General features: G+C 69.8%; 9 protein-coding genes and 1 other RNA gene. 2 read left to right on the top strand and 8 right to left on the bottom strand.

Going from position 1 to position 13,636, the window contains the following annotated elements:
- Positions 1–6: 6 nt before the first annotated feature.
- The 5 genes from ssrA to ftsE form a co-directional block, all read right to left on the bottom strand.
- Positions 7–392, bottom strand: a transfer-messenger RNA (tmRNA) gene (ssrA, locus tag ABZ857_RS00255).
- Positions 393–707: 315 nt separating this feature from the next.
- On the bottom strand, positions 708–2,615 hold the full coding sequence (locus ABZ857_RS00260) for a penicillin-binding transpeptidase domain-containing protein (RefSeq protein ID WP_357035011.1): 1,908 nt from the start codon (positions 2,613–2,615) through the stop codon (positions 708–710).
- A 3-nt stretch (positions 2,616–2,618) separates the two neighbouring features.
- Positions 2,619–3,101, bottom strand: a complete 483-nt coding sequence (smpB, locus tag ABZ857_RS00265) for an SsrA-binding protein SmpB (protein ID WP_142562969.1) — start codon at positions 3,099–3,101, stop codon at positions 2,619–2,621.
- Positions 3,102–3,158: 57 nt separating this feature from the next.
- Entirely contained in the window at positions 3,159–4,058 is a 900-nt protein-coding gene (gene ftsX, locus ABZ857_RS00270; RefSeq protein WP_357035015.1) for a permease-like cell division protein FtsX, read from the bottom strand.
- A 14-nt stretch (positions 4,059–4,072) separates the two neighbouring features.
- Positions 4,073–4,762, bottom strand: coding sequence for a cell division ATP-binding protein FtsE (gene ftsE, locus ABZ857_RS00275; protein WP_079315626.1), 690 nt, complete (start codon positions 4,760–4,762; stop codon positions 4,073–4,075).
- A gap of 179 nt (positions 4,763–4,941) precedes the next feature.
- Between ftsE and ABZ857_RS00280 the strand changes: the two genes are divergently transcribed.
- The gene (locus ABZ857_RS00280; protein WP_030509253.1) at positions 4,942–5,130 is read left to right on the top strand and encodes a hypothetical protein; all 189 of its coding nucleotides are present in this window, start codon (positions 4,942–4,944) and stop codon (positions 5,128–5,130) included.
- On the opposite strand, the gene prfB is transcribed toward ABZ857_RS00280, so the two are convergent.
- Positions 5,124–6,242, bottom strand: a complete 1,119-nt coding sequence (gene prfB, locus ABZ857_RS00285; RefSeq protein ID WP_357035018.1) for a peptide chain release factor 2 — start codon at positions 6,240–6,242, stop codon at positions 5,124–5,126. The two genes, ABZ857_RS00280 and prfB, sit on opposite strands and share 7 nt — an antisense overlap.
- Positions 6,243–6,325: 83 nt before the next feature.
- On the opposite strand from prfB, the gene ABZ857_RS00290 reads away from it, so the two are divergent.
- The gene (locus tag ABZ857_RS00290; RefSeq protein WP_357035021.1) at positions 6,326–7,408 is read left to right on the top strand and encodes a hypothetical protein; all 1,083 of its coding nucleotides are present in this window, start codon (positions 6,326–6,328) and stop codon (positions 7,406–7,408) included.
- 13 nt (positions 7,409–7,421) lie between these two features.
- Here ABZ857_RS00290 and ABZ857_RS00295 read toward each other — a convergent pair whose 3' ends face one another.
- Complete coding sequence (locus ABZ857_RS00295) at positions 7,422–12,395, bottom strand: NAD-glutamate dehydrogenase (protein ID WP_357035024.1); 4,974 nt, start codon at positions 12,393–12,395, stop codon at positions 7,422–7,424.
- Between the two features lie 26 nt (positions 12,396–12,421).
- Positions 12,422–13,243 (bottom strand): tryptophan 2,3-dioxygenase family protein, encoded by an 822-nt coding sequence (locus tag ABZ857_RS00300; RefSeq protein WP_357035027.1) that lies wholly within the window; start codon positions 13,241–13,243, stop codon positions 12,422–12,424.
- Positions 13,244–13,636: the final 393 nt, after the last annotated feature.

Consider the following 13,636-nt stretch of genomic DNA (forward strand, 5'->3'; position numbering starts at 1 on the left):
GCGGAGATGTGGAGGTGGCGGGAATCGAACCCGCGTCCTTCAACACCAAGACAGGGCTTCTCCGGGTGCAGCCTGTTGCGCTTTTCTCGGCCCCGGCGATCTCACAGGCGAGTCGCCGACGGGCTCAGTCACTGTTTGGTTTCCCGGACGGCCCCGTGACCGGGCCGGACGGTTGAGCCTTCTAGCGATGTCAGTTCCGGGCCGAAGGCACTCCCGGGCTGACAGAGGTTTCTCGCTGCTTAGGCGGCGAGAGCCAGGGAAGCCTGGCTGACCTCAGTGCTCTTCTTATTGGCACTTATTTGTTCGCGGTCACAGTGTTAACGGGGTTATGTCCGCCGTCCCCGACCCGCTTCCCCTGACTTGCAATGTCGAAGTCGAAACCGGTCACCCCCTGTGGAGTTGTCAATCCAGACCCGAGGGCCTGGCATCACAAGCTTACTCATGACAACACCGGTGACGCGACTCGAATTCCTCCCCGCCGGCGGCAGGGCGATCCTGCGAGACGCCGAAGCCCCCGGGGACGCGGCCTCTGGCGCGCGCCCCGGGGGCCGACCGGCAGGGTCGAGCCGGTCCGGACGGCAGGGCTCCCCCCGAGATGGAGCCCTGTCCTCATCACGGCGACTGGGCCCGCAACCCCCCAAGCGGGTCCCAGTCACCTAGAAAGACGCCGATCGACGGCCCGATGGTTGCTCGCTCCCGCGCGTTTTTCAGGTCTGGGGCTGGGAGTCGCGGAAGAAACTCCCGGCCATCGCCGGAGCGGCCGCCACATCGCCGCTCTGCGCCAGTACGGCGACCGCGACGTCCCCCTGCCAGCCCACGAACCACGAGAGCTTGGTGCGCTCCTTCTTCTCCGTCTGGGTGACCTCGGCGGCCACGCCGTACACGGGATCGCCGGAGGCGGAGGCGGCGGAGGCCGCGCCGGACGTCACACCGGCCCGCATGAGCGTGCGCAGCTTCGCGATGATCGCGGGGTCGAGCGCCACGGGCTGCACGGTGGCCGCCGTGGCGCCGTCCCCGGCCCCCGGGTCGGGAGCGGTGGGCGAGGTCACCAGCACCGGCGGCCGCCACGTGCCGGACTTGACCGCCGCGGCGACGAGGGCCATCGTCAGCGGGCTCACGCGGGCACCCTGGCCTGCGAGGATCTTCGCGATCGCCGCGTCGCCGTCGGGGGCGGCCATCGACCCGCTGAAGGTCTTCAGCGGCAGCTTCCAGTCGCCGCCGATGCCGAACTGGCTCGCGCTGGCGGCGAGCCGCTGCCCGCTGATCCGCCGGGCCAGCGACGCCAGGGCGGTCACGCAGCCCTGCGCGAAGTCGGTCTGGAAGGTGGGCGTCGTCACGCCGTTGACGCCGGGCTGCTGGAAGCGGGCGCCGCCCACGGTGCGGTCGGCGCTGCACGGCACCTTCTGCCTGGGGTCGAGGCCCGACTGGAGCAGTCCCTCCGCGGCGACGACCGAGAAGGCGGTGCCCGCCGCGAACCTGCCGGCCAGCGCGTCCTTCTCCTGGTGCAACTGGTTGGTGGAGACGGCCAGCACCTCGCCGGTGGAGGCCTGCACCGCGACGAGCGCGGCCGGGCGGGCCCCCGCCACCGCGGCGTCCCCCACGCTCTGCAGGCGGCTGTCGATCGTGGTCTGGACCGACGAGTTCTCCCGCCCCAGCCACGCCTTGAGCTCCTTGACCAGTCGCCCGGTGGCGTTGTCGAGGATGACGACCCGGGTCTCGGTCGAGCCGGTGAGCTGGTCCTGGTAGGCCTTCTGCAGGCCGTCCCGGCCGAGCGTGTCGCCGGCCCGCTGCGGCCCGCCGAGCCGCTGCTCCGCCTCCGGGGTGATGGCCGTGACCACGCCGACGATCTGGGTGGGCGACTTGGGGGCGACCGGCGGGTTGTCGACCTCGAACTCCAGGCCTTGGATGGCCTCCAGCTTGGACCTGATCTGGGCGAACTTCGTCCGCCCGAAGGTCGCGAGGGGGACGAAGTCCTGCGGGGGCGACGACAGGATGCGGCTCAGCAGGCGGTCCTGGGCGAAACCGGTGACCTTCGACAGCTGGTCGCAGAGCCGGCCGGGGTCCTTGACCTTGGCGGGGGTGACCCCGGCGACGTGCAGGACGGTCTCGTCCTGCAGCGCGTTGCCGTTGCGGTCCAGGATGGGCTTGCGGCCCTTGGGGACGGTGGCGACCGCGAGCCGCTGCCCGGGGTGCAGGTCGGGGTGGATGACGCTCGGCGACCACCGCACCTTCCACTGGCCGCCGACCAGGTGGAGGGGCAGGTTGCCGTCGTACTGCCAGAGAGGGTTGTTCTCGCCCAGGTCCACCTCGGCGTGGTAGCCGGCCTGCGCGGCGTCGCCGTCCTGGTTGATCCCCCGCAGGGAGAAGCGGATCGAGGCGGCGTCCAGTTGCAGGCGGGCGTCCTCCAGCGCCTTGCGCACCGCCGCCTGGTCGCCGTCGGCCCGCCGCGCGGCGGCCGCGTAGTCCCCCGTCTGCCAGCCGACGAGGAAGTCACGCACCGCCTCGTGCGGCGACGGCTCCTCGAAGCAGCCGGTCAGCAGGGGCGCGGCCAGCCCCAGCGCGAGCGCGGCCCGTACGGCTCTCGCCCGGACGACCCCGAATGATCGGAAGGACACGGCCTAACGGCCCCCCCGGCGGCGGACCGCGTTCGACATGGCCCGCGCCATCTCCCGGCTGGCCTGCTTCTCCATGAGCGTCTGCCGCTTGTCGTAGTCCTTCTTGCCTCGGGCGATACCGATTTCGATCTTCGCCCGGCCGTCCTTGAAGTACATCGACAGCGGGATCAGCGTGAGGCCCTTCTCCTTCAGCGTCGCGTCGAGCTTGCCGATCTCCTTGCGGTTCAGCAGCAGCTTGCGCGTGCGCCGGGCGGCGTGGTTGGTCCAGGTGCCCTGGCTGTACTCCGGGATGTACACGTTGATCAGCCAGACCTCGCCGCCCTCGACCGAGGCGTAGCCGTCGGTCAGGTTGGCCTTTCCCGCCCGCAGGGACTTGACCTCGGTGCCGGTCAGGACGAGCCCGGCCTCGTAGGTGTCCTCGATGAAGAAGTCGTGCCTGGCACGCTTGTTCTGGGCGATCAGCTTGCGCCCGGTCTCACGTGGCATAAGGGGAGCCTACCGTCGCCGCGAAGGGCGGAAACGAGCTGCGCGGCCGGTGCGGGATCACACCCGCAGGTAGCGGCGCAGGGTGACGAACGAGGCGAGCACACAGATCAGCACGCCGATGGCCATGGTGCCGGTGATCACACCGGCGACCGTGTCCCAGCCGAGGGGCGCGGCCATGTACGTCTGGATCGACTCGAAGATGAAGACCTTGACGATGATCAGGATCACACCGGACAGAACGCCGCCGATGAGACCGGCGATCAGGCCCTCCAGCACGAACGGAAGCTGGATGTAGATGTTGGAGGCGCCGACCAGCCGCATGATGCCGGTCTCCCTGCGGCGGTTGTACGCCGACAGCCGGACCGTGTTGCCGATCAGGAGGGTGGCCGCGATCACCATGAGGATCGCGATGCCGAGCGCCACGTTGCGCAGCGTGTCCATGAAGCCGAAGACCGACTGGAGCAGGTCGCGTTCGTTGACGACGTTGGACACGCCCGGCTGCCCCTTGAGGCTGCTCTGCACGGCCGCCGCCTTCTCCGGGTCCTTCAGCTTGACCCGGAACGACTCCGGCATGTCCTCCGGCTTGGTCACCGAGAGCAGCAGCGTGTTGTTCTCGCTGCTCTGGAAGTTCTTGAACGCCTGGGCCTGGGTCTCGAACTCCACCCGCTCGACATCCGGGAGCGCCTTGATCGTCTGCTCCAGGGTGCCCTTCTCCTCCTGGGTGACCGCGCCCCTGTTCTTACAGGGTTCGAAGGGCGAGCCCTTGGTGCACAGGTAGACCGACAGCTCGACCTTGTCGCTCCAGAAGCCGGTCAGCTTCGAGACCTGGGAGTTGATCATCAGTCCGACGCCGAGCAGCGCCATGCCGACCGCCACGGTCACGATCACCGCGATGGTCATCGTGAGGTTGCGCCGAAGGCCGATCCAGACCTCGGAGAAGATGAAGTTGGCCCGCATGGTCCCAGTTACTCCTAATACGCCTGGCCGTACACGCCGCGCGACTGGTCGCGGACGATCTTGCCGTCCTCGAGCTCGACCACGCGCTTGCGCATGGAGTCGACGATCGCGGCGTCGTGCGTCGCCATGAGGACGGTCGTGCCGGTCCTGTTGATTCGGTCGAGCACCTTCATGATGCCGATGCTCGTGGCGGGGTCGATGTTTCCCGTGGGCTCGTCGGCGAGCAGGATCATCGGCCGGTTGACGAACGCGCGGGCCATGGCGACCCGCTGCTGCTCGCCACCGGACAGCTCCTCCGGCATGCGGTGCGCCTTGCCCTCGAGGCCCACGAGCTCGATGACCTCGGGCACGACCTTGCGGATGAAGCGGCGCGGCTTGCCGATGACCTCCAGGGCGAACGCCACGTTCTCGTAGACGTTCTTGTTCGGCAGCAGCCGGAAGTCCTGGAACACGCAGCCGATGCGGCGGCGCAGGTGCGGCACCTTGAAGTTGGACAGCTTCGACAGGTCCTTGCCGGCCACGTGGATGGAGCCGCTGTTGGGCCGCTCCTCCTTCAGGACCAGCCGGAGGAAGGTGGACTTCCCCGACCCTGAAGGACCGACCAGGAACACGAACTCGCCCTTGTCGACATCCACGCTCACGTGGTCGAGGGCGGGCCGGTTTTGGTTCGCGTAGACCTTGGTGACATTATCGAAATGGATCACGGGCGCATCACGGCTAGCCAGTCTAGGGGGTGGGACGGCCGGTCCGGGGGTCGCCGGTCACTTTGCTCTGGATCGACGTTCCGTTTGGCCAGAGGCCAGTCTAGGGGTAACACTGGCATGGAACGTCCATAACGGAAACAAAACGATTAGCCCTTGGGCGATGGGGCGGTAAAGCTGCTATGAGCTGCGAACATCTGATCTGCGCCGCGTGCGCGGGCCCCGTGGTGGAGGGGCGCTGCCCCGTATGCCGGGAGGGCCGCGCCAAGGTTCACCACCACGGGTTCATGGGGCTGTCGCCCCTGGTCATCGCGCTGATCGTGCTACTGGTCGTGGCACTGGTCGCGCTCACCCACGTGAGCGGCTACTGACCGTCACCCGATTCCTGGCGGCGCATCCAGCGGATCTCGCCCTCGATGAACTCGTCGAGGTCGCCGTCCAGCACGGCGGAGGGGTTGCCCGCCTCCACGCCCGTACGCAGGTCCTTGACGATCTGGTACGGGTGCAGCACGTAGTTGCGGATCTGCGTGCCCCATGAGGTCGTCGCCTCGCCGCGCAGCTCGTTCATCGCCGCGGCCTCCTCCTGGCGCTTGCGCTCCAGCAGCTTGGCCTGGAGGACGGCCATCGCCGTCGCGCGGTTCTGCAGCTGCGACCGCTCGTTCTGGCAGGAGACCACGATCCCGGTCGGGAGGTGGGTGATCCGCACGGCCGAGTCGGTCGTGTTCACGCCCTGGCCGCCCGGCCCGGACGACCGGTAGACGTCGATGCGCAGGTCGTCCTCGTTGATGTCGATGTGGTCGGTCTGCTCGACCACGGGCACCACGTCCACGCCCGCGAATGAGGTCTGCCGGCGGCCCTGGTTGTCGAACGGGCTGATCCGCACCAGCCGGTGGGTGCCGTGCTCGCCCCTGAGCGTGCCGTACGCGTAGGGGGCCTTGACCGTGAAGGTGGCCGACTTGATGCCGGCCTCCTCGGCGTAGGAGGTCTCGTAGACCTCCGCCGGGTAGCCCTTGCGCTCGGCCCACCGCAGGTACATCCGCAGCAGCATCTGGGCCCAGTCGGCCGCGTCGACGCCGCCCGCCTGGGAGTTGATGGTCACCAGGGCCTCGCGGGCGTCGTACTCGCCCGACAGGAGCGTGCGCACCTCCAGCGCGCCGACCTCGGACCTGAGCGCGGCGAGCTCCTTGTCGGCCTCGGCCAGCGCGTCCTCGTCGCCCTCCTCGGCCGCCAGCTCGAACAGGACCGGGAGGTCCTCCAGGCGGCGGCTCAGGCCGTCCACGCGGTTCACCTCGGCCTGGAGGTGGGAGAGCCGGCTGGTGACGCGCTGGGCCTGCTCCGGGTCGTTCCACAGGTCGGGCGCGGCAGCCTGCTCCTCCAACTCGGCGATCTGCTTGCGCAGGGCGTCGAGGTCGAGCACGTCCTGAATGCCCTTCAGCGTGCCGCTAAGCTCGTTGATCTCTTCGGCTGGATCGATGACTGCCACGTCTGTAAAGGGTACGCGAATCGGGGACCCGGTCAGGCAGCACGCGTCGGTAGCATGTGGATCGATTGCATGGGGAGGCTGGCGTGAACGGGGTCGTTCGGAGTGCGCTGGCCCTTGCCCTGATCACCTGTACGGCCGCCGCCTGCTCCGGCGGGGAGCCGGCCCGGCCGACGGCCAGCCCCGCGGCGGCCACCTCCGCCCTGCAGAGTCCCGGCGAGGGACGCGGCCCGAGCCCGTCGCCGTCGCCCAGCCCGCCCGCCGTGACGCTGGAGGAGGCATCCCGGGCGCTCGACGCGTTCCTGGACACCGACGACGTGCTGCGGCAGGCCGGGGCCGGCCGGTGGGCGCTCCTGCTCACCCAGGACGGCCAGCGGCCCATCACGATCGCCGAGATCCACTCCCGCGAGGGCAGGCCCGCCCGCTACGCGTGGGATCACCGCACCGTGCTCGTGCCCCGGCAGAGCGGCCGCTCGACCGTCTGGTTCGCGGCCACCGCCCGGCGGCGCGACGCGTCCGGCGAGGTCCGCACCGCCGTGTTCACGTTCGTACGGCAGGGCGAGGACGGCCCGTGGCGCAACAGCTTCGCGTCGCTGCTCTACCCCGGCGAGAAGCCGCCCTCGGTCGCCCTCGACGCGGACGGGTACGCGACGGCGCTGGAGTCGCGCGACGCCTCGGTGGCGATCAGCCCCAACCTGATGGGCCCGCTGCACGCCACGGTCGCCGAGGAGGGCCCCAAGGGCTACGCCTCCGGGCTGATCGCCCCCGGCCCCCAGACGACGGGCTTCTACGACGAGATCAGCAAGACCAAGGAGACGGCGAAGGCCGACGACTGCATGAACTACGAGTCGATCTTCGCCTCGGCCCCCAACTATCCGATCTTCGCGCTGCGCACGCGCGACGGCGGCGCGATGATGCTGTACACGCTGATCCGCACGTCCTCGTGGACCCCCAACCCCCAGGGGCTCAAGTGCGGCGAGGGACGCCCGGTGGCGGTCCCCGCGGCGGCCCGCTGGCTGCTGAGCCCCGTCAAGGACCTGTTCATCCGGCAGAAGCGGCAGATCGTCGAGACCCAGCAGTACGTGAGCGCGGTGCCGCCCAAGGCGTCCACCGCGCCCGCGCACGTCGTCGGCTACGAGGGCATCGTCACCGGCGGCTCCAACCGCTGATCGCCGGACACGGTCAGGCCTCCGTGTGGGGGAGGTTGCTGGTGGAGACCAGCGTCCGCACCGCCCGCAGCGCGACCGACAGCGTCGCCAGGTCGAAGGTGTCGCTCTCCCAGATCTCCGACAGCGTCTGCCGCGACCGCGTCACCGCGGCCTGGTTGGCCTCCGTCCAGCTCGCCAGCCGCTCCTCCGGCGACAGGCCCGGCCGGCTGTGGATCAGCACGTCCCTGGTGAGCGTCGCGTGGGCGGCGTACAGGTCGTCGCGCAGGGCCGACCTGGCCATCGAGTTCCACCGGCTGTCGCGCGGCAGCGCGATCACCCGCTCCCGCAGCCGGGCGAGCTGGAGCCGGTCGGCCAGGTCGAAGTAGACCTCGGCCACCTCGCTCACCGGCCGGCCGGTGTACGCCGCGATCTCCACGAGGTCGAAGGTGGAGTAGGCCGGCACCATCGCCGCAACCCGCTCGGCCAGCTCGCCGGGCACGCCCCTGGCCACGAAGGAGTCCCTGCGCTCCTCGTACGCCGCCAGGTCGGGGCCGGTCAGCAGCTTGGGCAGGTGGGGCAGCAGGCCGCCGGCGCCCTCGATGAAGTAGCGGGCCGTGGAGGCGAGGTCGAGCGGGGGGCGGCGGTTGCCGAGCAGCCAGCGGGTGCCGCGCTCGGACAGCTTGCGGCCCTCCAGCAGCATGGCGAGCTGGGTGGCGGTGTCCACCTCGTTGTCCAGCTCCTCGATCTGGCGCACGAACGATGGCAGGTCGAAGACCTCCCGCGTCACCAGGTAGGCCCGCACGATGTCGGGCGTCGAGGCGCCGGTCTCCTCGCCGAACCGGTAGACGAAGCTCGTCCCGCCGAAGTTCACCAGGTCGTTGACGATCCGGGTGGTGATGATCTCCCGGCGCAGCGGGTGGGAGTCCATGTACGTCCGGAGGCGGTCGCGCAGGGCCGAGGGGAAGTAGGACACCAGCCACGACGCCAGCGAGGGGTCGTCGGGGATGTCCGACTGCAGCAGCTCGGCGTCCACCACGAGCTTGGTGTAGGCGAGCAGCACCGCGAACTCGGGGTTGGTGAGCCCGAGCCCGGCCTGGCGCCGCTCGGCGAGCACCTTGTCCGACGGCAGGAACTCCAGCTCCCGGTTGACCAGCCCCTCGCGCTCCAGCCTCCGCAGGTAGCGGGCGTGGATGTGCAGCATCTCCGGCGCCTGCGCGCGGGCCGCCGCGAGCACGACGTTCTGGGCGTAGTTGTCCTCCAGCACCAGCCTGCCCACCTCGTCGGTCATGTCGAGGAAGAGCTGGTTGCGCTGCTTGTCGGTCATGTCGCCGTCGCGGACGACCTGGTCGAGCAGGATCTTGATGTTCACCTCGTGGTCGGAGGTGTCCACACCGGCCGAGTTGTCGATGAAGTCGGTGTTGATCAGCCCGCCGTTCAGCGCGAACTCGATCCGGGCGCGCTGGGTGAAGCCGAGGTTGCCGCCCTCGCCCACGACCTTGCAGCGCAGGTCGGCCGCGTTGATCCGCAGCGCGTCGTTGGCCTTGTCCCCCACGTCGGCGTGGGTCTCCGACGACGCCTTGACGTACGTGCCGATGCCGCCGTTCCACAGCAGGTCGACGGGGGCCCGCAGGATCGCGCTGATCAGGTCGTTCGGCGCCAGCGCGGTGACGCCGTGCGGCAGGCCGAGCGCGTGGCGCGCCTGCGGCGAGACCGGGATCGACTTCGCGGTGCGCGGCCACACGCCGCCGCCCGCGGAGATGAGCGACCTGTCGTAGTCGTCCCAGGAGCTTCTGGGCAGCTCGAACAGCCGCCGCCGCTCGGCGAAGCCGCGCGCGGCGTCCGGGTCGGGGTCGATGAACACGTGCCGGTGGTCGAAGGCCGCCACGAGCCGGATGTGCTCCGACAGGAGCATGCCGTTGCCGAACACGTCGCCGGACATGTCGCCGACGCCGACCACGGTGAAGTCGGTGCTCTGCACGTCCACGCCGAGCGTGCGGAAGTGGTACTTGACCGACTCCCAGGCGCCCCTGGCGGTGATGCCCATGGCCTTGTGGTCGTAGCCCACCGACCCGCCGGAGGCGAAGGCGTCGCCGAGCCAGTAGCCGTACTCCTTGGCCACCTCGTTGGCGATGTCGGAGAACGTCGCGGTGCCCTTGTCGGCGGCCACCACGAGATAGGTGTCGTCGCCGTCGTGCCGCACGACGTCCGGCGGCGGCACGACCTCCCCCGCGACCAGGTTGTCGGTGAGGTCGAGCAGGCCGGAGATGAACTGGCGGTAGCAGGCCACGCCCTCGGCCAGGAACTCATCGCGCCCGCCCCCGCCGTTTTTGAGCACAGGCGGCTGCTTGACGACGAAGCCGCCCTTCGAGCCGGTCGGCACGATGACGGTGTTCTTGACCATCTGCGCCTTGACCAGGCCGAGGATCTCCGTGCGGAAGTCCTCCATGCGGTCCGACCAGCGCAGGCCGCCGCGGGCGACCTTGCCGAAGCGCAGGTGCACGCCCTCGACCCGCGGCGAGTACACGAAGATCTCGTACTTCGGCCGGGGCAGCGGCAGCACGCTGATCGCCTGCGGATCGACCTTCAGCGAGATGTACGGCTTGCGCCTGCCGGTGACGAACTGGCTGCCCGCGTCCCCGGCGTCGCGCCCGTCCGCCGCGTCTTTTCCTGAGGGCGCCGCCTGGAAGACGTTGGTGCGCAGCGTCGCCTGGATCATCTCCAGGTAGGCCCGCAGGATGCGGTCCTCGTCGAGCGAGGCCACCTCGTCCAGCGAGGCGAGGATCTCCTCGGTCAGCGCGTCGCAGACCTCCGGCCTGCCGTCGTCCGGCCGCCGCGGGTCGAGCCTGGCCTCGAACAGCCGCACCAGCAGCCGGGCCAGCCGCACGTTGCCGCGCAGCACCCTCTCGATGTACGACTGGCTGAACGTCGTCCCGGCCTGCCGCAGATACTTGGCGTACGCCCTGAGGATCTCGGCCTGCTCCCAGGTGAGCCCGCCGGCCAGCACGAGCGCGTTGAAGCCGTCGTTCTCCACCTCGCCGCGCCACAGCACGCCGAACGCGTCCTGGAACAACCTCTTGAACTCGTCGCGGTGCACGTCCTCCGACGGGGTGTACCGCAGGCCGAAGTCGTAGATCCAGGCGTCCCTGGTGTCGGGGTCGTGGTCGCGGTCGATCTCGTACGGCCGCTCGTCCACCACCTCGACGCCCATCCGCGTGAGCAGCGGAAGCACCCGCGACAGCGAGATCGGCGCGCCCAGCCGGTAGAGCTTGAAGCGCCGCTCCCCCTCGGCCGCGCCGTACGGCTCGTAGAGGTTCATGCCGATGGCGTTCGGGTCCTCGCCGAGCGCCTCCAGCCGCTTGAGGTCGGCGACGGCCGTACGGGCGGGGAAGTCGGCCTTGTAGCCCTCGGGGAAGGCGGTGCCGTAGCGGCGCAGCAGCGGGGCCGCGTCCTCCTCCGGGCACAGCTCGTGGATCGCGGCGGCGAGGTCGTCCTCCCACGTGCGGGTGGTGGCGGCCAGCCGCGCCTCCAGTTCCTCGACGTCGACCGGCGTCTCGCCGAGCGGCTTGCCGCGCTCGCCGCGGATCACAACGTGCAGCCGGGCCAGCGCCGACTCGCCGATCATCGTGCTGTAGTCGAGCGAGGTGCCGCCGAGCGCCTTCATCAGGATCCGCTGCATGTGCAGGCGGACCTTGGTGGTGTAGCGGTCACGCGGCAGGAAGATCAGGCAGGAGATGTAGCGGCCGTAGTCGTCGCGGCGCAGGAACAGCTTGACCTGCTTGCGCTCGCGCAGCCGCAGCACGCCGAGCGCGATGGGCAGCAGCTCGTCCACGGGCATCTGGAAGAGCTCGGTGCGCGGGTAGGTCTCCAGGATCTCCATCAGATCCTTGCCGTCGTGGCTGTCGGGCGACAGCCCGGCACGTTCCAGCACCTCGGCGAGCTTGCGCCGCAGGACCGGGATGCGGGAGATCGACTCGTTGTACGCCACGTGGGTGAACAGCCCGAGGAACCGCCGCTCGCCGATCACCTCGCCCTCCGGCGAGAAGACCTTGATCCCGACGTAGTCCAGGTAGTGGGGCTTGTAGACGGTGGCCCGGCTGTTGGCCTTGGTGACGATCAGCAGCTGCTTCTCCCGCGCCTTCGCGCGGACCTTCGGCGGCAGGGCCGCGAAGCTGGCCGATCCGGCCTTGTCGGCCCGCAGGATGCCGAGCCCGGTGCCGGGCAGGCCGCGCAGCGCGGCGCCGCCGTCGGTGTCCTCGAGCCGGTACTCGCGGTAGCCGAGGAACGTGAAGTGGCCGTCGGCCAGCCAGCGCAGCAGCTCCATGCTGTCCTCGACCTGCGCGGGGTCGAGCGGCGGCGGGTTGACCGCCAGGTCCTCGGCGGTCTGCACGGCCAGGGCCCGCATCTTGGCGAAGTCCTCGACCGCGCAGCGCACGTCGAGCAGCACCCGCTGCAGGTCGCTCTCCAGCTCCTTGAGCACGGCGTGATCGGCCTGCCGGTCGACCTCGATGTGCATCCACGACTCGCGGATGACCTGCCCGGTCACGTCCTCCCTGTCGGGGCCGAGCAGCTCGCCGGTCATGTCCCTGCGCACCCGCATCTGGGGGTGGACGATCAGGTGGGTGCCGATCTCGTGCCGGTCCAGCTCGGTCGTCACCGAGTCGACGAGGAACGGCATGTCGTCGGTGACGATCTGGACCACCGTGCGGCCCGGGTCCCAGCCGCACTCCTCAAGGGTGGGGGTGTAGACGCGGACCAGCGCGCGGCCCTGCGGCCGGTGCTGGGCCAGGTGGCGGTGGGCCATCGCGGGGCCGTACACGTCCACCGGGTCGCGGTCGGCCAGGTCCTCGGCCGGCACGTTGCGGTAGTACCGCCTCAGGAAGGCCAGGGGGTCCTCGCCCTCCACCTGCAGCGCTCCCGGCGCGTGCGCGCACCTCTCGGCGGCGATGCGGAGAAGCTCATCCAGCGCTTCATCCGATTCCTGCCGGTTTAGCGCCGTTTCGAGAGGCATGTCGCTACTCACTCCCTTGTGAGGATTCAAAGCCAGGCCCGGAGTTCCCAAAGCAGGGGAAAGAAGTGCAAACCTGTCCTTCCCCTCAAGTACGGTGCCCCGGACGAGCCTCCCGTACCGGATTTCGTGCCGATCTGGCGCTCCACCATCTGCACGTGTCTCATTCGCCAGAGCGCGGTGGTCTCGTCGTGGGTGAGGAGATCCTCGGCCAGGTCCCACAGGTCGTCGTACGACCCCCGGTCGCGGGCCACGGCCAGCAGGGATTCCATGATCTCCTCGTCGGAGACCGGCAGGCCGCGCTGGGAGAGGGCGGTGAGGTAAGCATCCCACAGCGTGGGCTCGGCGAGCCGCCGCCGGAGCCTGGCGAGTTCGGCCTCGCTCGCGTCCCTCAGCCGGCCGAGGTACGACGGGTCCTTGGCGCCCGAGAGGAACTCGAGCTCACGGAACTGCACCGACTGGAAGCCGCTCGCGGGGGCGAGGACCGACCGGAACTCCAGGAAGTCCTGCGGTGTCATGGTCTCCAGCACCTGGACCTGGTCGACCAGGACCTTCTCCACCGCGTGCACCCGGCGGAACAGGTGCCTGGCGCGCCACAGCGCGCCCTCGATCATCGCGTCCCTGATCCGCTCCAGCTCGTGCAGGAGGAGCTTGAACCACAGCTCGTAGACCTGATGGACGGTGATGAACAGCAGCTCGTCGCTGGCCCCGGACCGCTGCTCCTGCTGGGCGAGCAGCTCGGGCAGGCGGAGATAGCCGCCATAGGACAGGCGCCCACCCTCCTCGCCGAAGCTGCGGGGCGGGGGCAGCACGTCCCCTGACCCGGCCCGGCCGTACGGCGTCGCAGGCATGCGCCACTCCTCCACGATGGGCGCGTCCCTTCCGATCCCCATTGATCGAAAGCCCGGCACCACCGCCCCCGATATCACCCCATAACGGCACAAACGTCAACTTCGTCCGGCCGCTCACGACCAGGGGCTCGACCTTGCCCCATTTAACCAGCCCCACCCGCGCCGGGGGCTCTCATGCGCATACCGCCGCCGGAGACGATCGCCCGCCGACGGGAGCTCGCGCGTCCGCGAAGCCGCCCACAGGCGACTGCGGCACAGTCGAGTTGTCCTGCGACCAAGCGGAGAAGCACGCCTTCTCCTCCGACTTCCGCCCTCAGGCTGACCGCTGCCGCTCAAGCCGGATGTGCGGGTGCCGCAACCGACTCAGGTCCAGTTCTATCCGCCGCCCCCGCA

Source organism: Microbispora sp. NPDC046933 (assembly GCF_040644635.1).
Taxonomy (GTDB): domain Bacteria; phylum Actinomycetota; class Actinomycetes; order Streptosporangiales; family Streptosporangiaceae; genus Microbispora.

Excerpts from the sequence above, each read along its gene's own strand:
- ftsX (WP_357035015.1), bottom strand. The coding sequence starts at position 4,058 with ATGCGGGCCAACTTCATCTTCTCCGAGGTCTGGATCGGCCTTCGGCGC.
- ABZ857_RS00295 (WP_357035024.1), bottom strand. The coding sequence starts at position 12,395 with ATGCCTCTCGAAACGGCGCTAAACCGGCAGGAATCGGATGAAGCGCTG.
- ABZ857_RS00300 (WP_357035027.1), bottom strand. The coding sequence starts at position 13,243 with ATGCCTGCGACGCCGTACGGCCGGGCCGGGTCAGGGGACGTGCTGCCC.
- ABZ857_RS00280 (WP_030509253.1), top strand. The coding sequence starts at position 4,942 with ATGAGCTGCGAACATCTGATCTGCGCCGCGTGCGCGGGCCCCGTGGTG.
- smpB (WP_142562969.1), bottom strand. The coding sequence starts at position 3,101 with ATGCCACGTGAGACCGGGCGCAAGCTGATCGCCCAGAACAAGCGTGCC.